The organism is Natrinema sp. 1APR25-10V2 (assembly GCF_031626495.1).
Classification (GTDB): domain Archaea; phylum Halobacteriota; class Halobacteria; order Halobacteriales; family Natrialbaceae; genus Natrinema.
Map to the genome: position 1 here is coordinate 500,531 of NZ_JAMQOJ010000002.1, position 21,766 is coordinate 522,296.

Annotated in this window: 24 protein-coding genes and 1 pseudogene; 8 read left to right on the forward strand and 17 right to left on the reverse strand. The window is 66.4% G+C overall.

The features are described from left to right. Window positions 1–51: 51 nt before the first annotated feature. The 3 genes from NDO75_RS08285 to NDO75_RS08295 all read left to right on the forward strand — a co-directional run bounded on the left by NDO75_RS08285 (window position 52) and on the right by NDO75_RS08295 (window position 2,006). Entirely contained in the window at window positions 52–792 is a 741-nt protein-coding gene (locus NDO75_RS08285; RefSeq protein ID WP_310905676.1) for an SDR family NAD(P)-dependent oxidoreductase, read from the forward strand. A 259-nt stretch (window positions 793–1,051) separates the two neighbouring features. Then, window positions 1,052–1,381 carry a hypothetical protein gene (locus NDO75_RS08290; protein ID WP_310905677.1) on the forward strand — a complete coding sequence of 110 codons (330 nt, stop codon included), beginning with the start codon at window positions 1,052–1,054 and terminating at the stop codon, window positions 1,379–1,381. A 385-nt stretch (window positions 1,382–1,766) separates the two neighbouring features. Beyond that, window positions 1,767–2,006, forward strand: coding sequence for a hypothetical protein (locus NDO75_RS08295; RefSeq protein ID WP_310905678.1), 240 nt, complete (start codon window positions 1,767–1,769; stop codon window positions 2,004–2,006). Between the two features lie 219 nt (window positions 2,007–2,225). Here the strand turns inward: NDO75_RS08295 and tmcA are convergent, their stop codons facing one another. The 3 genes from tmcA to NDO75_RS08310 form a co-directional block, all read right to left on the reverse strand. Next, window positions 2,226–4,493: a tRNA(Met) cytidine acetyltransferase TmcA gene (gene tmcA, locus NDO75_RS08300; protein ID WP_310905679.1), complete on the reverse strand. Its 2,268-nt coding sequence runs from the start codon at window positions 4,491–4,493 to the stop codon at window positions 2,226–2,228. A gap of 111 nt (window positions 4,494–4,604) precedes the next feature. Next, window positions 4,605–6,806 (reverse strand): OB-fold nucleic acid binding domain-containing protein, encoded by a 2,202-nt coding sequence (locus NDO75_RS08305; RefSeq protein ID WP_310905680.1) that lies wholly within the window; start codon window positions 6,804–6,806, stop codon window positions 4,605–4,607. 90 nt (window positions 6,807–6,896) lie between these two features. After that, the gene (locus tag NDO75_RS08310) at window positions 6,897–7,160 is read right to left on the reverse strand and encodes a hypothetical protein (protein ID WP_310905681.1); all 264 of its coding nucleotides are present in this window, start codon (window positions 7,158–7,160) and stop codon (window positions 6,897–6,899) included. Window positions 7,161–7,552: 392 nt separating this feature from the next. On the opposite strand from NDO75_RS08310, the gene NDO75_RS08315 reads away from it, so the two are divergent. After that, window positions 7,553–8,281 (forward strand): metal-dependent hydrolase, encoded by a 729-nt coding sequence (locus tag NDO75_RS08315; RefSeq protein WP_310905682.1) that lies wholly within the window; start codon window positions 7,553–7,555, stop codon window positions 8,279–8,281. An 83-nt stretch (window positions 8,282–8,364) separates the two neighbouring features. Here NDO75_RS08315 and NDO75_RS08320 read toward each other — a convergent pair whose 3' ends face one another. Further along, a complete protein-coding gene (locus tag NDO75_RS08320) occupies window positions 8,365–8,973 on the reverse strand; it encodes a metal-dependent hydrolase (RefSeq protein WP_310905683.1) in 609 nt (202 codons plus the stop codon). A gap of 13 nt (window positions 8,974–8,986) precedes the next feature. Further along, window positions 8,987–9,181, reverse strand: coding sequence for a hypothetical protein (locus NDO75_RS08325; RefSeq protein WP_310905684.1), 195 nt, complete (start codon window positions 9,179–9,181; stop codon window positions 8,987–8,989). 212 nt (window positions 9,182–9,393) lie between these two features. Here NDO75_RS08325 and NDO75_RS08330 point away from each other — a divergent pair, with 212 nt between their 5' ends. Next, window positions 9,394–9,789, forward strand: coding sequence for an OsmC family protein (locus tag NDO75_RS08330; protein WP_310905685.1), 396 nt, complete (start codon window positions 9,394–9,396; stop codon window positions 9,787–9,789). 246 nt (window positions 9,790–10,035) lie between these two features. After that, window positions 10,036–10,575, forward strand: a complete 540-nt coding sequence (locus NDO75_RS08335) for a gamma carbonic anhydrase family protein (RefSeq protein ID WP_310905686.1) — start codon at window positions 10,036–10,038, stop codon at window positions 10,573–10,575. A gap of 3 nt (window positions 10,576–10,578) precedes the next feature. On the opposite strand, the gene NDO75_RS08340 is transcribed toward NDO75_RS08335, so the two are convergent. From NDO75_RS08340 to NDO75_RS08350, 3 genes are all read right to left on the reverse strand, one after another. Then, entirely contained in the window at window positions 10,579–11,625 is a 1,047-nt protein-coding gene (locus NDO75_RS08340) for an amidohydrolase family protein (protein WP_310905687.1), read from the reverse strand. Window positions 11,626–11,695: 70 nt separating this feature from the next. Continuing rightward, complete coding sequence (locus NDO75_RS08345) at window positions 11,696–11,902, reverse strand: hypothetical protein (RefSeq protein WP_310905688.1); 207 nt, start codon at window positions 11,900–11,902, stop codon at window positions 11,696–11,698. Window positions 11,903–11,955: 53 nt separating this feature from the next. Beyond that, window positions 11,956–13,188 carry an HD domain-containing protein gene (locus NDO75_RS08350; RefSeq protein WP_310905689.1) on the reverse strand — a complete coding sequence of 411 codons (1,233 nt, stop codon included), beginning with the start codon at window positions 13,186–13,188 and terminating at the stop codon, window positions 11,956–11,958. Window positions 13,189–13,296: 108 nt separating this feature from the next. Between NDO75_RS08350 and NDO75_RS08355 the strand changes: the two genes are divergently transcribed. Continuing rightward, window positions 13,297–13,542 (forward strand): hypothetical protein, encoded by a 246-nt coding sequence (locus NDO75_RS08355; protein WP_310905690.1) that lies wholly within the window; start codon window positions 13,297–13,299, stop codon window positions 13,540–13,542. Between the two features lie 48 nt (window positions 13,543–13,590). Here NDO75_RS08355 and NDO75_RS08360 read toward each other — a convergent pair whose 3' ends face one another. The 4 genes and pseudogenes from NDO75_RS08360 to NDO75_RS08375 all read right to left on the reverse strand — a co-directional run bounded on the left by NDO75_RS08360 (window position 13,591) and on the right by NDO75_RS08375 (window position 15,726). After that, entirely contained in the window at window positions 13,591–13,998 is a 408-nt protein-coding gene (locus NDO75_RS08360; RefSeq protein ID WP_310905691.1) for a thioesterase family protein, read from the reverse strand. Between the two features lie 200 nt (window positions 13,999–14,198). Next, window positions 14,199–14,381, reverse strand: a pseudogene (locus NDO75_RS08365) (SHOCT domain-containing protein); the annotation flags it as partial. After that, window positions 14,382–14,504 (reverse strand): hypothetical protein, encoded by a 123-nt coding sequence (locus NDO75_RS08370; protein ID WP_310905692.1) that lies wholly within the window; start codon window positions 14,502–14,504, stop codon window positions 14,382–14,384. 97 nt (window positions 14,505–14,601) lie between these two features. Continuing rightward, window positions 14,602–15,726: a Gfo/Idh/MocA family oxidoreductase gene (locus NDO75_RS08375; protein ID WP_310905693.1), complete on the reverse strand. Its 1,125-nt coding sequence runs from the start codon at window positions 15,724–15,726 to the stop codon at window positions 14,602–14,604. Window positions 15,727–15,862: 136 nt separating this feature from the next. On the opposite strand from NDO75_RS08375, the gene NDO75_RS08380 reads away from it, so the two are divergent. Next, entirely contained in the window at window positions 15,863–16,459 is a 597-nt protein-coding gene (locus tag NDO75_RS08380; protein ID WP_310905694.1) for a hypothetical protein, read from the forward strand. A 60-nt stretch (window positions 16,460–16,519) separates the two neighbouring features. Here NDO75_RS08380 and NDO75_RS08385 read toward each other — a convergent pair whose 3' ends face one another. From NDO75_RS08385 to NDO75_RS08405, 5 genes are all read right to left on the reverse strand, one after another. Then, on the reverse strand, window positions 16,520–17,596 hold the full coding sequence (locus NDO75_RS08385; protein WP_310905695.1) for a methionine synthase: 1,077 nt from the start codon (window positions 17,594–17,596) through the stop codon (window positions 16,520–16,522). Beyond that, on the reverse strand, window positions 17,593–18,597 hold the full coding sequence (locus NDO75_RS08390; protein WP_310905696.1) for a 5-methyltetrahydropteroyltriglutamate--homocysteine methyltransferase: 1,005 nt from the start codon (window positions 18,595–18,597) through the stop codon (window positions 17,593–17,595). Before NDO75_RS08390 ends, NDO75_RS08385 begins: the two co-directional genes overlap by 4 nt. Before the next feature lie 156 nt (window positions 18,598–18,753). Beyond that, window positions 18,754–19,965: a PQQ-binding-like beta-propeller repeat protein gene (locus tag NDO75_RS08395; protein WP_310905697.1), complete on the reverse strand. Its 1,212-nt coding sequence runs from the start codon at window positions 19,963–19,965 to the stop codon at window positions 18,754–18,756. A 52-nt stretch (window positions 19,966–20,017) separates the two neighbouring features. Continuing rightward, window positions 20,018–20,590 (reverse strand): HemK2/MTQ2 family protein methyltransferase, encoded by a 573-nt coding sequence (locus NDO75_RS08400; protein ID WP_310905698.1) that lies wholly within the window; start codon window positions 20,588–20,590, stop codon window positions 20,018–20,020. Continuing rightward, window positions 20,590–21,756, reverse strand: a complete 1,167-nt coding sequence (locus tag NDO75_RS08405; protein ID WP_310905699.1) for a mechanosensitive ion channel family protein — start codon at window positions 21,754–21,756, stop codon at window positions 20,590–20,592. The genes NDO75_RS08400 and NDO75_RS08405 overlap by 1 nt, the downstream gene beginning before the upstream one ends. Between the last annotated feature and the right edge of the window lie 10 nt (window positions 21,757–21,766).

Here is a 21,766-nt window from a genome sequence, read left to right on the forward strand (position 1 = left end):
AAACCGTACTGCCTTCAGTACTGTTAGGTATCAGGCACCGAACGTGTGGGTATGACCCAACAGCGCGGAGCGATCATCGTCGGCGCGTCGTCGGGTATCGGCGAGGCGCTGGCCCGCCGGCTCGCCGACGACGGCTACGAGATCGGCATGGCGGCCCGGCGAACCGAACGGATGCGACAGATCGGTTCGGAGCTACCGACGAAGACGTACGTCGCGACGATCGACGTCACCGACACCGACGACGCCCGCGAGGGCTTTTTCGAACTCGCCGCGGCCATGTCCTCGGTCGACGTCGTCGTCATCAGCTCCGGCGTCGCCCACGTCAACCGCGACCTCGAGTGGGAACCCGAACGCGAGACGATCGACGTCAACGTCCGCGGCTTCACCGCCATCGCGACGGCGGCGATGGAGTACTTCGAGGGCACGCCCGACCACGCCAGCGCGACCGACGGCCACCTCGTGGGAATCTCCTCGGTCGCGGCCCACTTCGGAACCGGCAACGTGCAGGCGTACAACGCCTCGAAGGCCTACGTCTCGACGTACCTAGAGGGACTGCGCAGCCGACAGGCCCAGCGGGACGCGGACGTGACGATCACGACCATCGAGCCGGGGTTCGTCGACACCAAGCTCTCGCTTGGTGGGTTCTGGGAGTGTTCACCCGAGACGGCTGCGGATCAGATCGCTCGAGCGATCCGGAAACAACGAAATCACGCCTACGTGACGCGACGCTGGCGGCTGATCGCGGGGTTCCTCGATCTGGCACCGGAGTGGCTGCTGCGGCGACTGTTCTGAGCGTGAATCTCCCTATTCGATGTGCGGTATTCCTGTACCGCGAGTACTGTACTCGAAAACTCGATGTGAGGCAGAGCGGTGATCTCGAGCGTGCAATAAGTACAGCTGCTTATTGACCCCTGGGATTCCTGCCAACCAGCGTATCTCTTCAAAGAGTCGTGCTGAATGCAGAGCGCGTAATAATCATCTGTGACGAACTAAACAAGTCGAGAAATTACGTGCGGTGTTTATTATGATCGATGATGGAGAATGCTCCGTAATGTCCGACCCAACTGATCGCGAACACGTCAGAGAACTTGGGATCGAATTCGGCCCCCTCGCCCACCAGCTTGATCAGCACGAGTATCCGACGACGTGCGAAGAACTGGTCGAGGCATACGGAAGTGCGGTCCTCGGGTTCCAAAACGGCGAACAGACGCTTGCGGAGGTGCTGAGCCCGGTGCCTGAGGAGCAGTTCAATTCGGCTACGGAAGCCCGTGCAGCCATCTTCAGCAACGTCCCTGAAGGCGCCATTGGACGCAAAGGCTACAGTGATCGCACGCCGCCAGCACTCGGTGAGCAAAGCGAGGAACCGGACGAATCGTTCTGAGTACCCCTGAAAGACACACCCTCTGTATTCAGCACGTTTTCTTAGCAGTGACCCGAGAATTCTTTCAGGTATTGTTGGATACAGAGCGCGTATTTAGGACTGAGATCACTCCATTATAGAGTCGTGAATTGCCGTACACCCTTGATCGATAGGCTCTCTTCTGGCCGGTATCACACGGCTGTTCGTTACGGATGGTGAATACAGATGGACACTATTTCTAAATACTAGGTTGACGAACTTCTTCATGTGGTTGGGTGACTCCGACAGCGACTGGTGACTGAACCTGCTGAACAGTCACGGACTATCAGCGAGCAAACGGATTCGAAAGCAATTCCCCCAGACGACACTTTTCCGGCTGGGCCGGTGGGTCTATGGTGGGATACTCTTGCTGGTCGGCAGTGTCGGGATCATTCTCTGGCGAGGGTGGGACCTCGCCACGAGTGCCGTGGTGACGTTCTTTCTGGGTGTGACCCCGCCAATGCATAACTTCTGGGCCGTTGATGACCCCGAACAGAAACAACGGGAAATGTTCCACTTGCTCAAGAACACGGCGCTTCTCGGTACAGCACTGTTATTACTTGGAATCGCCGAACGGGAGGATTCGCTGGAGAAACAATCCAGATAACTACCAATCTATGACTGGCCGGCCTACAGGAACCAGCAAGCTGTTATGCTGATTCCAGCCTCTAGATTCAGCAGGCGGCTTTTGGCATAGTTCGGATAGATCGATTGCCGCTTCGGTAACTGCTTGCTCTGTACTGAACGTTCCAAGAGGGCTGCGTGAAAAATCGCTCCGCCGTCGCGGCAACGAGGGGTGGCTGCATCCCCTCCACCCGATTCCTCGTTACTCGTCGGCGAGTCGATCGCGGACCTCGAGCGCGGCGTCTCCGCCGTAGCGGTCCACGAGCGGACGGAAGGCGTCGCCGAGCGCCCGCATACACTGGCCGGCGGAGGGATACGCGAGGCGGTCGGCGACGGTGTCCCAGTCCCGCGCCTGCAACGCTCGCAGGACGAGCAGCCGCTCCTCGCGATCGGTCAGGTTGACGCTGGCGGGATCGTCCACAAAGTATCGAACGACGAGTTCGCGGAACGGGCCGGGATCGACGTCGAACAGCCCGGGTCCGTAGGCGGCGCCCGCGACGACGCGCCACTCGTGATCCGAGAGTTCGAGCGGCGGCCCCGACTCGTCACCGACGCTTCGAAGCACCGCGCGGGCCACGTCGGGCTCGAGGTCGTCGAGCGCGTCGGAACAGAGTGCAGCGAACCGGCGTGCGAACCAGTCCGCGTGGCGATCGTGGAGCGCCCGCCCCGCCTCGCTCGTCGGCGCGAGCATGAGCGCGGAGTACTCCCCGCTGGCGTCGTTGCGGGTCGTCGAGACGTGGACCGTCCGATAGTCGTTCGCCCGCCAGAACTCGAGGAGGCCGGGCGTCGCGCCGAAGCCGGTGCCGAGCCAGTCGATCTCGGATCCGAACTCGTCGCGGACGCACTCGAGCAGGCGCGAGCCCAGCCCGCGCGACCGCGCGGCGTGGTGGGTCGCGATGCGAACGACGCGGAGCCCGGCCGGCTCGCCCGCCGCCTCGTCGCGCAGTTGGCTCGTCAGCACGTCCGGGAGCATGTTCCCGCGGACGCGGCCGCCCTCGTACATCATCGAACGGGTCTCGGCCGAGAGGTTCCCCTCCCGGGCGAGCAGGGCGACGCTGACGACGTGGCCGTCGTGGACCAGCGCGCGTGCCTCGAGGTTCGGCGCGTCGAGCAGCCGAGCGAGGTCGTTGGGCTCGGTCCGGTAGTGGGCGAGGACGAGCAGGCCGAAGGCCTCGCGGAGCAGAATCTCGTCCTCGAGAAGGTCGTCGGGCTCGAGGGATCGATACGCGACCGTTTCGGGCGCAGCGTCGGTCACGAGCGGCTCGACCGGGGGATTGGCGTCGAGCAGTAGCGCGCGGAAGGCCCACGCTTCGACGGGGTCGCCGGCCGCGTACCGGATCGGCTCGACGAGCGTGCGATCGGTCACCTCGTGATCGCTCTCGGCGAGTCGGTCCCGAAATCGGACGGAAAAGCCGCGTCCGGCCCCCTCGTAGCCGTGGATCGTCGTCGCGAACGCGACGCGGTCGGCCGAAAGGAGCGCCTCGAGTGTCGCGACCGGAAGCGCGGCGGCCTCGTCGACGATGACAATATCTGCCGCTTCACACGCGTCGACGGCGGCAGTGGGCTCGAGGAATCGAACGGAGCCGCCGGCAGCGGTGTCGATTCGTCGGGGATCGATCGTCGGCCCGCGGTCGTCGTGCTCGTCGGCGAGCGTCCGGCAGAGTTCGCCCGCTCGGTCGAACAGCTCGCTCGCGTTCCGCGCGGCGGGTGCCGTCACGAGAACGTCCTCACCTGCAGCTGCGAACGCGCCCGCCGCCAGCCCCGCCGCGCTGGACTTGCCTCGCCCACGATCGGCCTCGAGGACGACGACTCGATCGGTCTCGAATAGCGTCTCGATGGCTCCGACGGCGTCGGCCTGATCGCTCGTCAGGCAGGCTCCGTAGGCGGCGGCCGGAAACCGATGATCCGGAGGCGCCGTCGGCGACTCCGTCGCCAGCCTCGGAGCCGGCTCGGTGAGTCCGTCGGCCTCGAGTCGGTCGCGCTCGAGGTCGACGATGGCGATCCCGCGGTGTGCCCGCATCGCGTCGACGAGGCGACGGCGGAAGCGGCCGGTCACGTCCTCGAGTTCGAACGGGGGAACGGCCAGCGAAGCGTCGAACCCGTCGCGGCGGTCCGGCCACGACTCGAGCGCTGGCGTCAGGAGAACCAGCAGGCCGCCACCGTCGACCGCTCCGACGAGTTTTCCGAGCGCGTTGGGCCGGAGTTCGTCGTGGGCGTCGATTACGACCAGTTCCCGGGTCGTCCCGAGGATTTCCCCCGCGTTGGCCTGCGGGAGCTGCTCACAGCGCAACCGATCGTCGGGACCGACCAGCGTGGTCTCGGTGATAGGAACGGGAAGGGCGTCGAGGATCGACTCGAGGGCGTCGTACCCGCGCTCGCGAGGACCGGCGAGAATCAGCAGGCGGCGCTCGTTCGCTCGCTCGGCTTCCTCGCGGAGCGATTCGGCGAGACCGACGACGTCGACGTCCATGCGTTCGGATTGGCGTCGCGAAGGTAATATGCACCTCGAACCGGTGGCAGCGTGGGCGGCTCGACGGGCGCTGTCGCTGGTCGATCGAGCGGACGACGGAGAAGACGAGTCTTACGCGAGCGTCTCGCCGAGCGCCTCGAGGGCTGCCTCGCGCACCGCATCGCGTTCGCCGGGCAGGAATTCGACGTGCCCGTCCTGTCCGCCGACGACGCTGACACCGGCGTTAGGCACGGCTTCGGCGATCGCGTCGCCGAGGTCGCGCACGTTCACGGGTTCGGTCGCGCGGACGTGGAGTTCGTCGTCGCCGACGCCGAGCGTGACGTACGGCGGGTCCGTCCGGTCGCGTTCGCCGCGGTGGAGCGCGTCCAGCAGCAGGATCGTCGTCGGGAAGTTGTATCGGTGCGTGAAGGCGTCCGTGTCGAGCACGGAGACGGTAACGCCGTTGATCCCTCGCACGGAGAGGTTCTCGCGCGCCGTCTCGAGTTCGGTCTCGAGCTTGTCGCGGAACTGCTCGGAGACGTGGGCGGCCAGGTCGCCGTTTCGTGGTCGGTCGGACTCGTCGTCGCCGAACAGCAGGTCGATGACGAGTTCGCGCTTGTCCTTGTAGGACTGATAGTAGGCCTCGAGCGCGACGGCCTCGCGGCGCTCGGAGATGCCGGTCTCGTCGTAGCCGGCCTCGCTAGCGAGTTCGAGGTACGCGTCGGGAGTGTTCTCCCAGTAGCTGACCGCGGGGAGGTGCTCGAGGTCGGCGCGGACGTCGTCGTTGACGTGGGCGGCGACGTTCGCTGCGAGCGCGGCCGAGGTCACGTCGTCGACATCGACGCCGGCCAGCGACGGTGCGACGGCGACGTCGACCGCGTCGGTGATCTGTTCGTCCGCGCGACTGTCGTCGATGACGAGCGCGTCGGCGTCGTACAGCGAGAGCAGTTCGTAGCCGTCGATGGACTCGATGGTCGAGCCGGCGTCGACCAGCACGACGAGCGGAAGCTGCTCGCCGTGACGGTCGCGGGCCTCGAGCATCGAGGTGACGTCGCTGGTGGCGGCGTCCATGTCGTAGACGCGGCCGTCGAGCGGGCGGCGCTCGAAGTAGTGATACTCCGCGTCGTCGCGGGTGTGTTTCTCGCGGATCAGCGGCAGGACGGCGCGCTCGATGGCGGCCCCGGCGACGTAGCCGTCGGCGGTCGCACCGTGGCGGACGACGATCGGGCGCGCCTCCATGACGGCCCGGCGGATCGCGGTCGCCGCATCTGCGATACTGTCCTCGACGGCCGCGACGGCCTCGTGGTCGGCCAGCGGGGCGACGTCTGCCGGACGGGCCTCCTCCTCGATCGCGCTCTCGAGGCGGTCGACGACCGTCTCTCGGTCCTCGCCTTCGAGGATGTCGAGAGTCTCGGTCTCGACCTGCAGGTCGCCGTGGTGGTGTTCGACCTCGCCCTCGAGGGCGACGACGTCGTCGATCTCGACCTGGGGATAGGCGCGAACGCCGGCCTCCTCGAAGGCCGCACATTCGACGGTGCCGGTCTCGTCGCTGAGTTCGAAGACCGTCGGGCCGCTGGTCTGGCGGACGCCGGTGATCTCGCCCTCGAGGCGGACGACGCTGCCGACCTGGTTCTCGATGGCGTCGATGGTCGTCCGGTTGAGCGCGGGCTCCGGCTCGGACTCGGTGTCGGCGTCTGCCGCGTCCTCGGCCGTCGGCGTCGAGGCGGCGGCGGACTCGGTCGCGACGGAACCGCTGCTCGCGACGGTGCCGGCCGTTTCGGCGGCCGCGGGTTGGCCGTCGTCGACGGAGTCGGCGTTCGGTTCCGGTTCGGAATCGGTCTCCGACTCCTCGGCGGCCGCCTGCAACTCGCCGGCCGACGCATCGCTTTCGTCGGCCGATTCGAGTTCGCTCTCGGTGGTCGTCTCGGTCGACGACTCCTCGGTCTCGCTCTCGTCCTCTGGCTGGTACTCGTCGTCGGCCGTCTCGATCAGCTTCCCGCGGAACTCGCGTTCGCGCTGGCGGATCGACCAGCCGAGGTCGACGTTACCATTGTCCCGGACGTCGAGAACCTGGACGAAGACGTCGTCGCCGGGTTCCCAGTCGAGACTCTCGAGTCGTCGGTCGAGTTCGCTTCTGTGCAACAGGCCGGTGACGTGATCTCCGATGTCGACGAAGACACCGAAGTCGGCGTACCCATCGACGGTTCCCCGGTAGTAGCGGCCGGGGGTGAGCTGTGAGGCGGCGGTGCCGCGGAATTCGAACACGGCATCCTCCTCGTGACTCTCGCAGATCTCGCCGTCAACGGGAGTGCCGCAGATGATACAGTTACCCATCTACTCGGACCAAGCAGTTTCGCCCTAAAACGGTTGTCGAAATGCGTTCGTACCGCGAGCGACGGTCGCGGCGGCGGCACCGCGCCGCAGTCAGTCGAAAACGGCCGATTCGTCCTCGAGTGCCTCGATATCGTCGGCGAGCGCCCGAACGTCTTCCGGGAACAGCGAGACCTGAATCTCGTTGTCGTCCTCGTCCTCGAAAACGAGTTTGACGCGCTTGTCGCCGAACTCGCGGGCCTCGGTCGACTCGACGTCGAACAGTTTTACCGTGGCCGCCTTGTTGTTGGGACCGACGTTCTTGATCGCGCCGTCGTTTAACTCTACCATGAACTCCTCGAGCGTCAGTGCGAGCATAGTCGCCGTACGGGCCCCGGATAAAAAACGACACGGCATTGCGGTTCGTGCTCGATCGAGGCGAAACCGCGACGTTCGCGGCCGAAAAATTGGCCGACAGGGGCCGTCGTCGCGAACGGTCGAACGGTACTACCGAGACGGCGAGAGCGGTGAGGTGGTCGACCGGGATACGATCCCGGACCGCATGCGTGGTGTGTCAGTTCGCGTGCGGCTTTCTATCATGCCCCCAGGCAACGTATAAACATTGGTGATAGTACACGGCTATCTCGAGCGATCAATTGCTCATTGAGGGCAGTGGTGGCGACGAAGCCGCGCCGGACGATCGGTGGCCGGCGTCCACGTTGCCGGCCCCGGCCGTTTTAAGTTGTTTTCGACCGAACCGTGGGACTGCTATGGAACTCACCTGGCACGGCCACTCGACGTGGCACGTCACCGTAGGCGAGACGTCGCTGTTGATGGATCCGTTCTTCGACAATCCGAAGACCGACCTCGAGCCCGACGACCTCGAGACGCCCGACTACGTATTGTTGACCCACGGCCACGCCGACCACATCGCCGACGCCGGTGCGTTCTCCGACGCGACGCTGGTCGCGACGCCGGAGCTCACGTCGTACTGTCAGGAGGAGTTCGGCTTCGAGGACGCCGTCGGCGGCATGGGGATGAACCTCGGCGGCACCGTCGAATGTGGCGACGCCTACGTCACCATGGTCCGGGCCGACCACACGAACGGGATCATGACCGAAAACGACGCGAGCGGCGGGATGCCCGCCGGCTTCGTCGTCTCCGATACCAAGCCGACGCAGGTCAGCGACGAGGAGTCGACGACGTTCTACAACGCCGGCGACACCAGCCTCATGACCGAGATGCGCGAGGTCGTCGGCCCGTATCTCGAGCCCGACGCCGCGACGGTGCCGATCGGGGATCACTTCACGATGGGCCCGTGGCAGGCCGCCGTCGCCGTCGACTGGCTCGACGTCGACCACGCCTTCCCGGAGCACTACGACACCTTCCCGCCGATCGAGCAGGACCCCGAGGAGTTCGAAAGCGAGGTCAAAGCGACGGGCAGCGACGCCGAGGTCCACGCACTCGAGGCCGACGAACCGTTCGAACTCGAGTCTTGATCGCCGCCGAGCGTCGCGATTCGACCGGCTGTTTTTTCGCTTCCGAGAAATCCGCGACCAGCGACCGGAAGCGACGAAACCCCTTACTCGAACTGGTCGCCTGCTGCCCGTCGCGTGGTATCGCTGTCGCCCCCCGTTCGGTTCCCGATCCGATAGCGCGTATCGAGCGGATAGCTCCTGTATCGGGCGAGTACCAGGTGGAGACCGATGGCGACGGCGATCAGGCCGAAGTTCCAGATCGGCGAATCGTAGTAGATGACGTCGACGATGATCGGCTCGCGATAGAACGGCCAGAGCGGCTCGAGCGGGGCCGCGATGTCCGGCGCGGAGAGTATATCGGCGAACAGGTGACTCGTTCCGCCGACGACCAGCCCCGTCGTCGCGAAGATGAAGACCGTCTCGGCCGCGATCTCGGTACTTCGGATCCAGCGGTGAGCGTTGAGCCACGCGGTGAGCCACCTCGCGGCGAACACGCCGGCGAGGATGCTCATCATCACGACGAACACCACGGTGTGAGTCACGCCGTGATGGGTCACCGGAAGGAAGCCCTGAAGGATCAGGTCGGTGTCGGGGAGCATCGCCGTCAGGAGGGCGAACCCCGTGAACCCGAGCGCTGCTCGTCGGCCCCAGACGATCCACGCCGGCGCGGCGAACAGCAGGGCCATCCCGAGATGGCCAGTTACGTCGACCATGCGATCACTCGAGTCACCGGAGCCGCCGAGCGAGTCGGAGAACCAGGGACGTGATCGTGCCGATGCCGGGAACTCGAGACGAGAGCGCGGCCGCCCCGAGGAGCAAGAGGCCGCTCTTCGGACGCCCGCGTCGGAACGCCAGTACGCTGTCGATGAGCGTCGAGGCGATGCTGAGTTTGTTCGCCGATCGCGCGTTGAAGCCACTCATATTCCGTTTCTCGCATTCGAGCGCGGGGGGGAAACCGACTCCCGCTGCAAACGCAGGGTCCATCGCTGCGGGCACGACGGCCGACAGTGCTGGTCTCTGAGACCGCAGCCAGTCGCCGGCGGGCCACCGCGGGCGCGACGATCGATCCCGATTTCGACCGACCGCCGGGCACCACCAACGTTTACAGCGCCGCTCGTGGACCGCTCGATTGCATGACGAAACAGGTCACTACCGTCTCCGGCGAGGGGTACAGCGCGACTAACGAGATCCGCGACTTCGAGACGACGATCGACGCGAACGGCGAGGACGCCCCCGATACGCTCGAGTCGCTGCTGGCGGCCTACGGCTCCTGTTACGTCCCGGCGCTGCGGGTCGGCGGGCAACAGCGCGGGGCCGACGACCTCGGACGGATCGAGATCGAGACGACCGGCGAACTCAACGACGACGACAAACTCGAGTCGGTTCGGTTCGATATCAGCGTCGAAGCCGACGTGGACGACGATACCGGCGCAGAGATCGTCGAGCGCGCGTTCGAACTCTGCAAGGTCCACGACGCGCTCAAGGAGAGCCTGCACGCGGAGACGAGCTTCGAGGGCGACGCGTTCTGAGGCCGCGGCAGTGTGGCTGCTGATCGGTGTGGACGGCCGAAGACCCGGTAGCGGGGAGCGAAAGGGGGGATACCGAACCGAAGTGGTTCGGGGGGATGACACGGCGACACGCTGCGGTCCGTGCGGACAGCACCCTGCCGCCATATACCGGGTTGCACGCTCCGCGCATTAGTCCTAGTGCCGAATTGTATTGGCATTGGAAATAGATGTATGCAGAGTAACACCGATGCCGGAAGACCGTCCCCGATGGTCAGCTTCAAGACGGCGCTCGAGACAGACACGAGCATGCTCCGATCATTCGACGGGACGGAACCGCAGGTGGCCGACTCCGCGCACGTCGACGAGGCCGCGGTCGTCATCGGCGACGTCGTCATCGAGGACGAAGCCAGCGTCTGGCCGAACACCACGCTTCGGGGCGATCACGGGACGATCGTCGTCGGCGAGGGCGCGAACGTTCAGGACAACGCCGTCCTCCACGAGGAGGCCGAACTCGAGCCCTACTCGACCGTCGGCCACAGCGCTATCGTCCACGACGCGACCGTCGCCGAGCGCGCGCTGGTCGGGATGAACGCGGTCGTCCTCGACGGCGCCCACGTCGGCGAGGGGGCGGTCGTCGCAGCCGGCAGCGTCGTCACCGAGGGAACCGAGATCCCACCGTCGACGCTCGTCGCCGGTACGCCCGCAGAACCGAAGACGGAGATCGACGATCCGCACCTCGGAGCGACGGCCGACCGGTACGTCGAACTATCGCGGGCGCACGCCGAAACGTCCGAACGACTCGACTGAGCGTCAGTCGTTGCGCTCGCCGTCGCCGCCGACTCCGTAGACGACCTCCCGAACGTCGTCGACGCCGGCCCGGCGAACCACGGCCCGAACCGGGTCCCGCGCTCCAGCGAGATTGTCCGAGTCACCGTCGAGCACCAGCAGTCGCGCCTCTCGGCCCGGCTCGAGGAGGCCGTACTCGAGGTCGGCGATCTCAGCCCCGTTGAGTGTCGCCATCCGGAGGATTTCGTCGGCCGGCAGCGCGGACAGTTTCGCGAGGAACTCCATCTCGCGGAACATCGACGGCGAGTTGAGCATCACGTTGTCGGTGCCGAGAGCGAGCGTCGTCCGCTCTGCGAGTTCCGCGTAGGGGGAGAGCCCGACGTCGGTGACGAGGTTCGAGCGCGGACAGACGACGATCGGTACCTCCTGGTCGGCGATCCGCTCGAGGTGGCGCGGTTCGGGGTGGACCATGTGGACGAGGAAGTCGGGCTCGAGGTCCAGCGCGGGATCGATGTCGCTTTCGTCGACCTCGCCGGCGTGGATGCCGAACGGCTTCCCCGCCTCGCGGGTCGCCGCCCGCTCGTCGCCGAACTCGGAATCGTTGGCCCCGCTCGCGCCGAAGCCGTCGCCCGCGCGCATCGCGTCGACGGAGCCCCGCGCGAACGAGAGCGCGTCGACCTCGAGGCCGTCCGCGGCGTCCTCGAGCATCCGAACGCCCTCGACGTCGCCCTCGCGGAAGTCCAGACAGGCCGCGGTCCCCGCCTGCTCCATGAACGACAGCGACCGCCGCATCGCGCTCACGAGTTCGTCGCGGTCGGCCGCCCGGAGCAGCCGGTGTTTCAGCCCGTCCGGGGGCGCGACCAGTTCCTCGAGCGAGAGGCCGCCGCCGGCCTCCTTGGCGATCGAGTCGCCGATATGGGTGTGGGCGTTGACGAACGCCGGCAGGATGATGTCGTCGCTCTCGACGGACTCCTCCTCGATGGCCGCGATGCGTCCCTCGTCGTCGACGACGACGCGTCCCTCGATGGGGTCGAACTCGGGGCCGCGGAGGATCGTTCCCGTTCGTTCCATACGAAACCGTTCGCGGTCAGTCCCTTCAACGGTTCGCCGTGGGATCGCTCGAGTGGTGGCGAGCCATCGATCAGAAGAACGCGGTCGTGCTGACGACCACGAGGCCGAGTACACCGGCGATCGATCCGAAGACGCCGGCAACGGTGTGTCCAATTTCGGCCGCCGCTACCCGTGGCGCTACGTCCGACCCGATTTCGCCCTCCGATCGTTGCTCGGTCGAACTCGGACGACAGCTGTCGGCTTTCCAGACTTGATTTATCCCGTTCATTTCACTCATCGGGTCCGGGGCCGTCCTCGCCGACGGCTCCGCAAGCCGGCCTCGAGATCCGGTCAGTCGACAAACTCGTCCAGCGTCGTGTCGAGTCCGTCTCGGACTTCGCTGACCAGCGCGCCGTCGATGTCGAGCCCGAGGACCTCGACCGCGGCCCGGCCGACCCGATCGCGCAGCGCCGGCGGCGAGTAGACGCCGAGCCGCCACTGCGAGTACTGGGCCGCCCGCAGCGCCTCGACCAGCGGCGACTGCTGGCCGAGCCGACGAACGTCGCCGTTGACCATCACGCGCGTCGTCGACTCGGTCATCGACGGCCGACTCGGCACGTCGAGGATAGCGTGTGCCGGATCGACGTCCGCCCGATCGGCGATCTCCCGCTCGAACTCGCGGATCGTCCCGTGGTCGGCCTCGATGATCCCGCCAGGGACGTCGTCGATCTCGGCCCACACCGCCCGCTTGAAGAGGTCGCGCTGATCCAGCCGCCGGGAGAACTCGCCGGTCGCCGCACACGAGCGGAGAGCCGCGATCAGATCGTGATCGTCCATCCGCTGGAGGATCTCGGCGTCGACGTCGGCGTCCGGCGAGTCCAGCAGCCGTTCCCCGGCGCGGCGGAGCATCGCCTTGCTGATCCGGGCGACGCCGTGGCTGTAGACGGTCGGGTTCATCAGCGCCCGGGCGACCAGCAGGCTCTCGGCGGTCTGGACGTTCCCCTCGTCGAGCACGAGTTCGCCGTCGACGAAGGTCAGCTCCCGGACCAGCCGGCCGTGATCGATCGTTCCGTAGGGAACACCCGTGTGGTGGGCGTCCCGCACCAGGTAGTCCATCCGGTCGACGTCGAGCTCTCCCGACACTAACTGGCCGAACCGACCCTCGCCGGCGACCAGATCCGCTACTCGGTCCGGCTCGAGGTCGTGCTCGCGCAGTACGTCCCCGACGACGCCGTCCGCGAGCAACCCGTGGACGTCGTCGTGATACCGGCCCGTTCGCCGGTGGGTGAGCGACTCGAGGTTGTGGCTGAACGGCCCGTGGCCCACGTCGTGGAGGATGGCCGCGGCGCGGATCCGCTCGGCTCGCCGTCCGTCGACCGCGAGGTGCTCGAGTGCCTCGCAGGCGAGGTGGTAGACGCCGAGGCTGTGTTCGAAACGGGTGTGGTTGGCAGAGGGATAGACCAGGGAGACGGTGCCGAGCTGGCTGATCGACCGGAGGCGCTGTAGTTCCGGCGCGTCCAGCAGGTCGCGAGCGACGCCGTCGACCTGAATGTGGTCGTGGACGCTGTCCTTGATCGTCTTCATCGATCCCTTTTGGGCCGGTTCCTACAAAAACGGTCGTCCGATCGCGGGCTCGAGTTGCGAATTCCGGCTGAAGGGCTACCCCCGTTGGGGTGGTACCGACCACGCGCTATGACCGACCTGACCATCCCACCGGACGCCGACGAGCGACGAGCCGCGGAGTTAGTGCAGAGCCACGTCGAAATCGGCGACACAGTCGAGATCCGGAACGCGGAACGGACCGAGGACCACCAGCTCGACGTCACCGGCGAAGTGACCGGCTTCGAACCGGAGTACGTCGAACTCGATGGCCAGTCGCTCGATGACAAGGGCGTCCGGTACGACGAGATCCACACGGTCAGCCGGATCGAGTCCTGAGCGGCCGGCAGCGAACCGGCGACGCCGATCGGAACGGCAGGCGGCTCGCTACTCGAGCAGTTCGCCGGCCTCGCGGTCCGACAGGAGGCCCTCCCGGAGCGATTCGGGAATCGACATCGACTCGTTTTCGCCGTCGAGGACGACCGCGACGGTGGTGAGCGTCGCGGCGACGCGGTCGCCGTCGCGGATCTCGTAGGTCAGCGTGAAGCTCGTTTCGCCGACATCGGCCACGTCGATGCCGACCGTAATCGGCGTCAGCGACCGAAGCTGGCCCTCGTAGTCGATCTCGAGGTGGACGACCGCGTGCGAGAGATCCTCGAGTCCGCAGCCGTGGCGCTCGGCGAGGTACCGGTCGCGAGCGAGGTCGGAGTACGCGACGAACTTGGCGTTGTTGACGTGGCCGCTCCGACCGAGGTCGTCGGTGCGAACGTCGATCGTCGTCTCGTAGACTGCCATCGTCCAGGGAGAGACGGATCGCGGGCGAATACGTTACGAAACGCCGCGCGAGACCGCAAGCGACGCTCGCGGGCAGGCCCCGTGTCCTCCCGCTGTTACTCTCGCTCCTGTTCGTATTCGCGTTCGTCGGAACCCTCGGGGGCAGTCGAATCGCCGACGAGTTCGTCGGGTAGGTCGTCGACCGCCACCAGTCGCTCGAGGCGGCGCTCGAACTCCGCATCGTCGATCTCTCCTGCCGCGTACCGACGCTTCAGTTCGTCGAGCGGGTCGGCCTCGGCTTCCGGCTCGTCGGTCGTCGCCGCGGGAGCGTCGTCCTCGAGGGTCGTCGCGATCTCCTCACCCCAGAACAGGAAGATCGGCGTGAACAGGAACCAGCCGACGATCTAAATCGCCGCTGCAAGGCCTCCGAACCCGAAAATTGCAGCGATACTCGTCAGTGCGAGAGTGACGATCGCGATCAGCAGCCAGCAATCCTTGGCGACGAACCGCTGCAGCCGACCAGACATTCAGTTGTCACTTCGTGCCGGTCGTACAAATGTGTTCTCACGAGCGGTCAGCGCGGGTGCTGCGGCCGATCACGAGGCCGCGTCGATACGCTCGTTCTCACTCGAGTGTAACCCACTCGCGACGGTCGTCGCTCTCCTCGATCGCATCGAGTACCTGCTGGGCGGCGAGTCCGTCCGCGAAACTGGGTGCGAACTCGCGGCCGTCCGCGACGGCGCTCAAGAACTCGTAGTTCTCGTGGACGAAGGTATGTTCCCAGCCGAGGACGTGGCCCGGCGGCCACCAGTGGTCGACGTACGGATCGTCCTCGTCGGTGACCAGGATCGTCTCGTAGCCCCGGTTCCCGTCGCGGAGCACCTCGAGTTCGTTCAGCCGCTCGAGCGAGAACTTCAGGCTCCCCTCGGAGCCGTGGACCTCGACGGTGTGGTCGTTCTTGTGGCCCGTCGCGAACCGCGACCCCTCCAAGGTGCCCATCGCGCCGTTCTCGAACTCGAGTTGCGCGGTGTAGGCGTCGTCGACGGTGACCGATCGGCGCTCGTCACCGCCTTCGACCGGGCGCTCGTCGACGAACGTCTGCAGGTGGCCGCTGACCCGCTCGATCTCACCGGCGAGGTCGTCCGACCCGACCAGGTATCGCAGGAGGTCGACCGAGTGCGAACCGAGATCACCGAGCGCGCCCGACCCCGCCAACTCCGCGTCGTTGCGCCACGACCACGGGGCCTCGGAATCGACCAGCCAGTCCTGCAGGTAGCGCCCGCGGACGTGGTGAATCTCGCCCAGTTCGCCCGCCTCGAGCAGCGCCTTCGCGTACCGGATCGCGGGCACGAACCGATAGTTGAAGGCACAGCCGGCGGGCACGTCGTCGCCGGCGTCGCGGGCTGTTTCGGCCATCACGTCCGCCGTCTCGAGCGTCGGCGCGAGCGGCTTCTCGCAGAAGACCGGCGTCCCCGCCTCGAGCGCGGCGATCGACGGTTCGGGATGGACGTGGTTCGGCCCGAGGTTGTAGAAGACGTCCACGTCGTCGACGACGTCGGCCCAATCGGTCGCGATCGATTCGAACCCGAGTCTGTCGGCGGCCTCTTCCAGCGCCGTCTCGTCGCGACCGACGAGGACGCTGCGTTCGATCTCCGGCGCGTCCGGGAAGAACATCGGAAGCCGCGCCATCGCGTTCGCGTGCGCTTTGCCCATGAACCGATAGCCGAGAACGCCGACCTCGAGGGTCATGGACGACCGTTCACTGCCCCGGTAGTTATCGCTTTGCCGTGGGAGAGCAACCGCAGCCGCCGGACTCGTGTGTTTCAATTGCGCGACACACGACACAGTTTCACGGCCGCCGACCGTACCAGCCCGTGAATTGCCTATGAGCCTCACAGTCGATTTCAGCGAGAACGAGAACGTCACGCTCACTGATAGCACGATCGAGGTAGAGTCGTCCGACCGACTCGATATCTCCGTCGAAGGGCGACTGGCGATGTCCGAGGCGCTGCTCGCCCAGTTCGAAGGGGCCACGCTGGGTCCCGTCGCGGTAACCGTCTCGAGCGACGATTCGGGGGCCGCCACGATCGACTTGACGGGGCCGGCAACGCTCCGCCTCGAGACCGTCGACGTCGGCGCCGCGACGGTCGACAGAGACGAGATCCCGACCGGAGTCGACGAGCTTCGATCGTCGACGGACGGCGGACCCGGCGCCGTCGACTCGCCGCCGGACGTGCTCGCATTTACCGTCGAGGGGACGATTCGGGAGATTCCGGAACCGACGTTCGAGGAAACCGAGGGCGACCCGCCGCAACTCGAGTCGCTGACGTTCGCAGTCGACGAGACGGTCAGAAGCGACGGCGGGTCGGGAGACGACGTCGTCGTCGAACTCACTCTGTTCGGCTACGGCATCGTCGTCCGTCGCGACGGCTCCATCGTCGTCGGCAGCGCTGACGGGCTGGATAGCATCGATCTGCCCTGACGGCCGCGCTCGTTGAGCGGCGACCGGAAAATCCGACGGCGGACTGCGCGGACGGGATCGTCAGTCGTCGGCCGGTGTCGGCGCGCCGCGCTCGATATCGATGTTACCTGCGTCGAGGTCCGCCTCGACGTTCCGGGCCGCCTGCACCATGTTCTCCATCTTGCCGTATGCGACCTCGCGGGGCAGCAGCTTCACGCCGCAGTCCGGCGAGACGACGAGCTGTTCCGGCGGGACGACCTCGAGGCCCTTCTTGATGTTCTCCTCGATCTGCTCGACGGACTCGACCTCGGCGACGTGGGCGTCGCAAACACCGAGCGCCAGGTCCTTCGTGAATTCGGGGTCTTTGAAGACGTCGAGCTGCTCGTAGTCGCCGTTGGCGAGTTCGAGGTCGAACTCGTCGACCGGGAACTCGAGGATCTCGGGGTAGATCCGGGAGTAGTCGCCGTAACAGACGTGGAGGCCGATGCGGACCTCCTCGGGGATGTCGGCGACGATGTGCTCTAAGGCCTCGCCGACGATCGCGTGGTCGTCGGGCGTGGTCGCGAGCGCGGGCTCGTCGATCTGGATGTAGCGCGCGCCGGCGTCGACCAGCTTCTCGATCTCCTCGTTGACGAGGTCGGCGAGCTCGAGGGTGAGTTCGTCGTCGTCCTCGTAGGCCTCGTTGAAAGACCAGTTCGCGAGGGTGTAGGGGCCGGTGATCGGGACCTTGACCGGCCGGTCGCTGGCGGCCGCGGTGAACTCGTACTCGTCGACGAGCCAGCTGTCCTCGTACTCGACCTCCGAGACCACGGAGGGTTTGTCGAAGTAGTTGTGCCCCCAGACCTTGACGGGGCCGTTGAACTCGTAGCCCTCGATGCGGTGGGCGAAGAACTCGACCATCTCGGTGCGCCGCATCTCGCCGTCGACGACGACGTCGAGGCCGGCGCGCTCGTGCTCGTCCGTGATCACGCGCGCGGCGTCGTCTTTCGCCTCCTGCCAGTTCTCCTCGTCGAAGTCGGCCTCGTCGTCCTCGTAGAGCTCCTTCGCGCGGTTGAGCCACTTGGGCTTGGGGTAGGAGCCGACGACGGTCGTCAGCAGGAAGTGGTCGTGCTCGTGGTCGGGCTGTCGGAACTGATCTTTGTTCTCGTTCGTGCTCATGCTGTTTGCACCTCCGCGAGATCCGCGGCCTCCGCAAGGACCTCGAGTTTCTCCACGTACTTGCCGAAGGGCAGGTAGAACGTCTCGGTGTTGGTCGTCAGGTAGATCGTCTCGAACTCGGTGACGCCGAGCTGGCCCTCGACCCAGTCGACCCGGTCGCGGATCGCTTCGGGGTCCTCGACGAGCGTGTTCTGCCCGTCGGCGAGCCCGAGGGCGACGTCGTCGGTCGCGCCGTACTCCTGTATGTTGTAGAGGTTGTCGTCCTGATTCGCGACGAAATCGAAGCCGACCGCGTCGATGTCGGCGTCGAGTAAGTGCGCGTAGACCTTCTCCTCCAACGCGCCCCAGTAGGGCTGGACGACGACGTCGGCGTCCGTCGCCGCTGCGACCCGGTCTATCGCCTCGCTCGCGCGTTCGTCCTCGCCGTCGTCGGGCGCGTTCTCGACCAGCGAGGGCTCGAGCAGGAACAGCGTCTCGTGGTCGGGGAAGGCGTCGACCTCGCCCGCGAGGAAGTCGGCGATTGCCGAGAGGAACTCCGCCTCGTCGCCGTAGTGCTCGTCGGTCGCGAGGTCGGCGAGCGAGTACGGACCGGGGAGGACAGCCTGCAGATCGTCTCCCGCAGCGAGTTCGGCGGCCGTCTCGAGCTCCGAGGCGACGTCGCCCGAGAAGTCGAGGTCGCCGCCGACGACGGGGTCCCGGTAGAAGTTGTTGTTGTCGTAGTAGCGGACGATGCCCTGCGTCTCGACGGCGTCGTGGACGGCGAGCGGATGGGCGAGCATGTCGTCCCACCGCAGTTGTCCCTCGACGATGCGGTCGAGACCGGCGTCCTGCTGTACCTCGATCACTTCCTCGCGGGCCGCCTCGTAGGCAGCGGTGATCTCCTCGCCCTCGTCGCCGCTGACGAGGTCGTGTTTCTGGTGGCCTTTGAGGTCCGAGAGGTCGTCTTTCGCCCAGTCCGGGAGCGGATACAGCCCCGGCGTGGTCGACACGTACTCAGTCATCGTAGGCCCGGCTAGGCTATACCGACGCTTAATATTTTCCATCCTTTCTAATACGCGGTAGTAATTGTCGCGGCGCTCGAGCGGCGAGACGGCCGACTCGAGATGTGTGGTAACACAAATCACAGTCCGGTGCTGTCGAGTGACGCACCGAGGGAATCACTCGAGCGCCAGGAGCGCGTAGGTCTCCGATTCGACTTCCGCGACCACGTAAATCGTCCCGTCATCGAGGACCGGGCCCGGACCCACGCGGCCCGCGAACTCCCGCTCGAATCGGACCGCCGGCCCGCCGTCCGGGCTGTCGCCGGGGGTCGGATCCAGCGCTCGGAGGCGGTCGCCGCCGACGAAGACGGTGTCACGACCGTACGCCGGCGCGGTGTGTCGCCAATCCCCGATTCCGTGTGTCCAATAGCGCTGGCCGGATTCGGCGTCGATGGCGGACAGTTCCCACCCGTTCGCGATAAGTACGAGGCCGTCGGCGACGGCGAGACCGGGATCGCCCCATCCGGTATCGGCCGTCCAGTTGATGGTCCGGTCGGAGAGGCCGTCGTCCATCAGCGCGTACGTCGTCTCGTTCTCGCAGTTCACGTAGATCGAATCCGTATCGGCGCTCGGCGGACACATCGGCCGCGCCGGTAGTTGCCACCGTCGCCAGCCGGTCCCGTCCTCGCCGAGCAGGTAGACCAGCCCGGCCTCGGTAGCGACGACGATCCCACGTCCCACGAAAAACGCCGCGTGGTCGAGTACCTGCCCGAAGACGTCGCGTCGCCATCGAACGGCCCCGTCTGCCGGCTCGAGCGCGATGACCTCCTCGCCGACCCCGCAGACCAGTTGTCGCCCCGCGTACGTCGCCGGCGTCGTCACGCGCCCCCGCGAGTCGAACTTGCGGTTCCACAACTCATCGCCGGTCCCGGCCTCGAGCGCGTAAATCGCAGTTCCCGTCGACACGTAGGCGACGCCGTCTCGGACCAGCGGCGGCGTCTCGGCTTCCGAGTGCGTCCACAGCTCCGCGCCGTCGGCGGCGTCGAGAGTCCGAAGCGTTCCGCCGTCGATCTGGTACACTCGATCCCCCGCGACGACTGGGGCCTGATACGAGAGCTGTGCGACGTCGACCCGCCAGCGCTCGGTGACGCCGTCGACCGGGGCCTTTCCGTCGGCGACTTCGCGTGTATTGGCGGCGTTACAGCCGAACGACGACCAGTCGCCGGTCGCGCCGGCGACGTGCCGATCCGTCTCTGGCGGTTCGTCGATCCCGGACGGGGGCGGCTCATCGGGCGCGGGTGATCCAACGCTCGAGAACATCGAACAGCCGGCGAGCGCCGCGGTAGCGGCGCCAGCACCCGCCAAGAGCGCTCGTCGCGTGGGGACCATTGACCGACAGCTTCACAGGCTGGCGGAAAGTATCTTCGGATGATAATTATCGCTATCGAAGCAACTTGAGCACCGTCAGTGTCTCGAAGGGGAACGACTCGTCGGCGATGGCAACGGCGCTGAAGCCCTCCTCGCCGGCCCGTTCGACGACCGCGTCGACGCCGGTGAGACTGCTGACGAGCAGGTAGACGACCCCGTCGGGCGCGAGGACCCGGCCGACGGACGCGAGGAACGGATCGATGACGGCGCGGCCGTCCTCGCCGCCCGACAGCGCGCGCTCCATCCAGTCGTCCCACTCGTTTTCGGGGTCGGTCGGCAGGTACGGCGGGTTGAAGACGACAGCGTCGAACGCGCCGTCGCGAAACGGAGAGACCAGATCGGCCCGCACCGTCTCGACGCCCTCGGACCTGGCCTGACGGACGGCGTGGGGGTTCAGATCCGACGCGATCACGCGAGCGCCCGTCTCGTCGGCGATCCGGCCTGCAACGTAGCCCGAGCCGGTGCCGACCTCGAGGACGAGATCACCGCCCTCGATGCGCTCGCAAGCGGCCTCGGCGAGCAGGTGGGAGTCCTCGGCAGGCTGGTAGACGTCCGGTTCGTCGTCGCGGCGATCCTCGAGTCCCATCAGTTCTCCTCCGGCGTCGTCATTCGGTGTTCCTGTGCGGTTCCGTCGCCGGCCTGCTTCGTCGGCTCGGTCGGTTGCTCGTCGGCGATGCGAAAGCCGCCGGTCTCGGCCCGCCCGGAGAGTTCCCGCTGCGGGAACGGGATCTTGACGTCCTCGGCCTCGAAGGCCTCTTTGATCGCGTTGATTGCGGCCGTGCGCGCCCGCCAGTAGCGCCTGGCGCTCGGCTTGTCGATCCAGAACCGGACGGAGAGCACGACCGCCGAATCGCCGAACGACTTGGCGACGACCTGCGGAGACGGTGCGGACAGCGTCTCGTCGATATTCTCGACCGCCTCGGTCGCGAGGTCGATCGCGCGGTCGACGTCGGTCCCGTAATCGACGCCGACATCGACCTCGAGGCGCAGGCGCCCGCGCTTCGAGCGGTTGGTCACGGTGCTCGAGGCGATGACGTCGTTGGGGATCATGATGTACTCGCCGTCGAACGACCGGACGCGAGTGTTGACGATCGAGATGTCGGTGACGATCCCCTCGTCGTCCTCGACCTCGATCCAGTCGCCGATCTCGAACGGGCGGGCGAACATCAGGACGAAGCCGGCGAGCATCGTTCCGAGCGTCTGGCGGGCGGCCATCCCGACGATGATCCCGAGGAAGCCGGCCCCAACGAGGAGGCTCCCCAGATCGTCGATCCAGACGCCGAGGACGACGACCAGCGAAACGGTCCAGATGACTACCTGCGAGAGCCGGTGCGTGACCTTGCGCTGGTGGGCCGTTACCGCCGAGGACGAACCGACGACCTCCTCGATGACTCGGCTGACGAACCGGGTGACGATGACCGTCACGACTAGCAGCAGGAAGGAGAAGATGGCCTTGGCGACGGCGTCACCTCCCAGTCCGGTGGTCGCGTACAGGTTTCGGACCTCATCTCCCCGGCCCCAGACGCCCGTCACGACGGCGAGACTCGTCAAACAGGCTCCGATGAGCAGCGACGTGGACGCGATATCAGCGTACACTGGGCGCGCCCGCTCGGCGATCAGCGCGTGGAGCCGTCGATAGGAGAGGATGACAGCGACGACGAGTCCGACCGCCGCGAACGAGACCGCGAGTTTGAGCTCGGTCGTCCGAACCGTCTCCGACAACCAGTCGAGCCCCGTCAGTAGTCCGGACATGCGTTCGTCT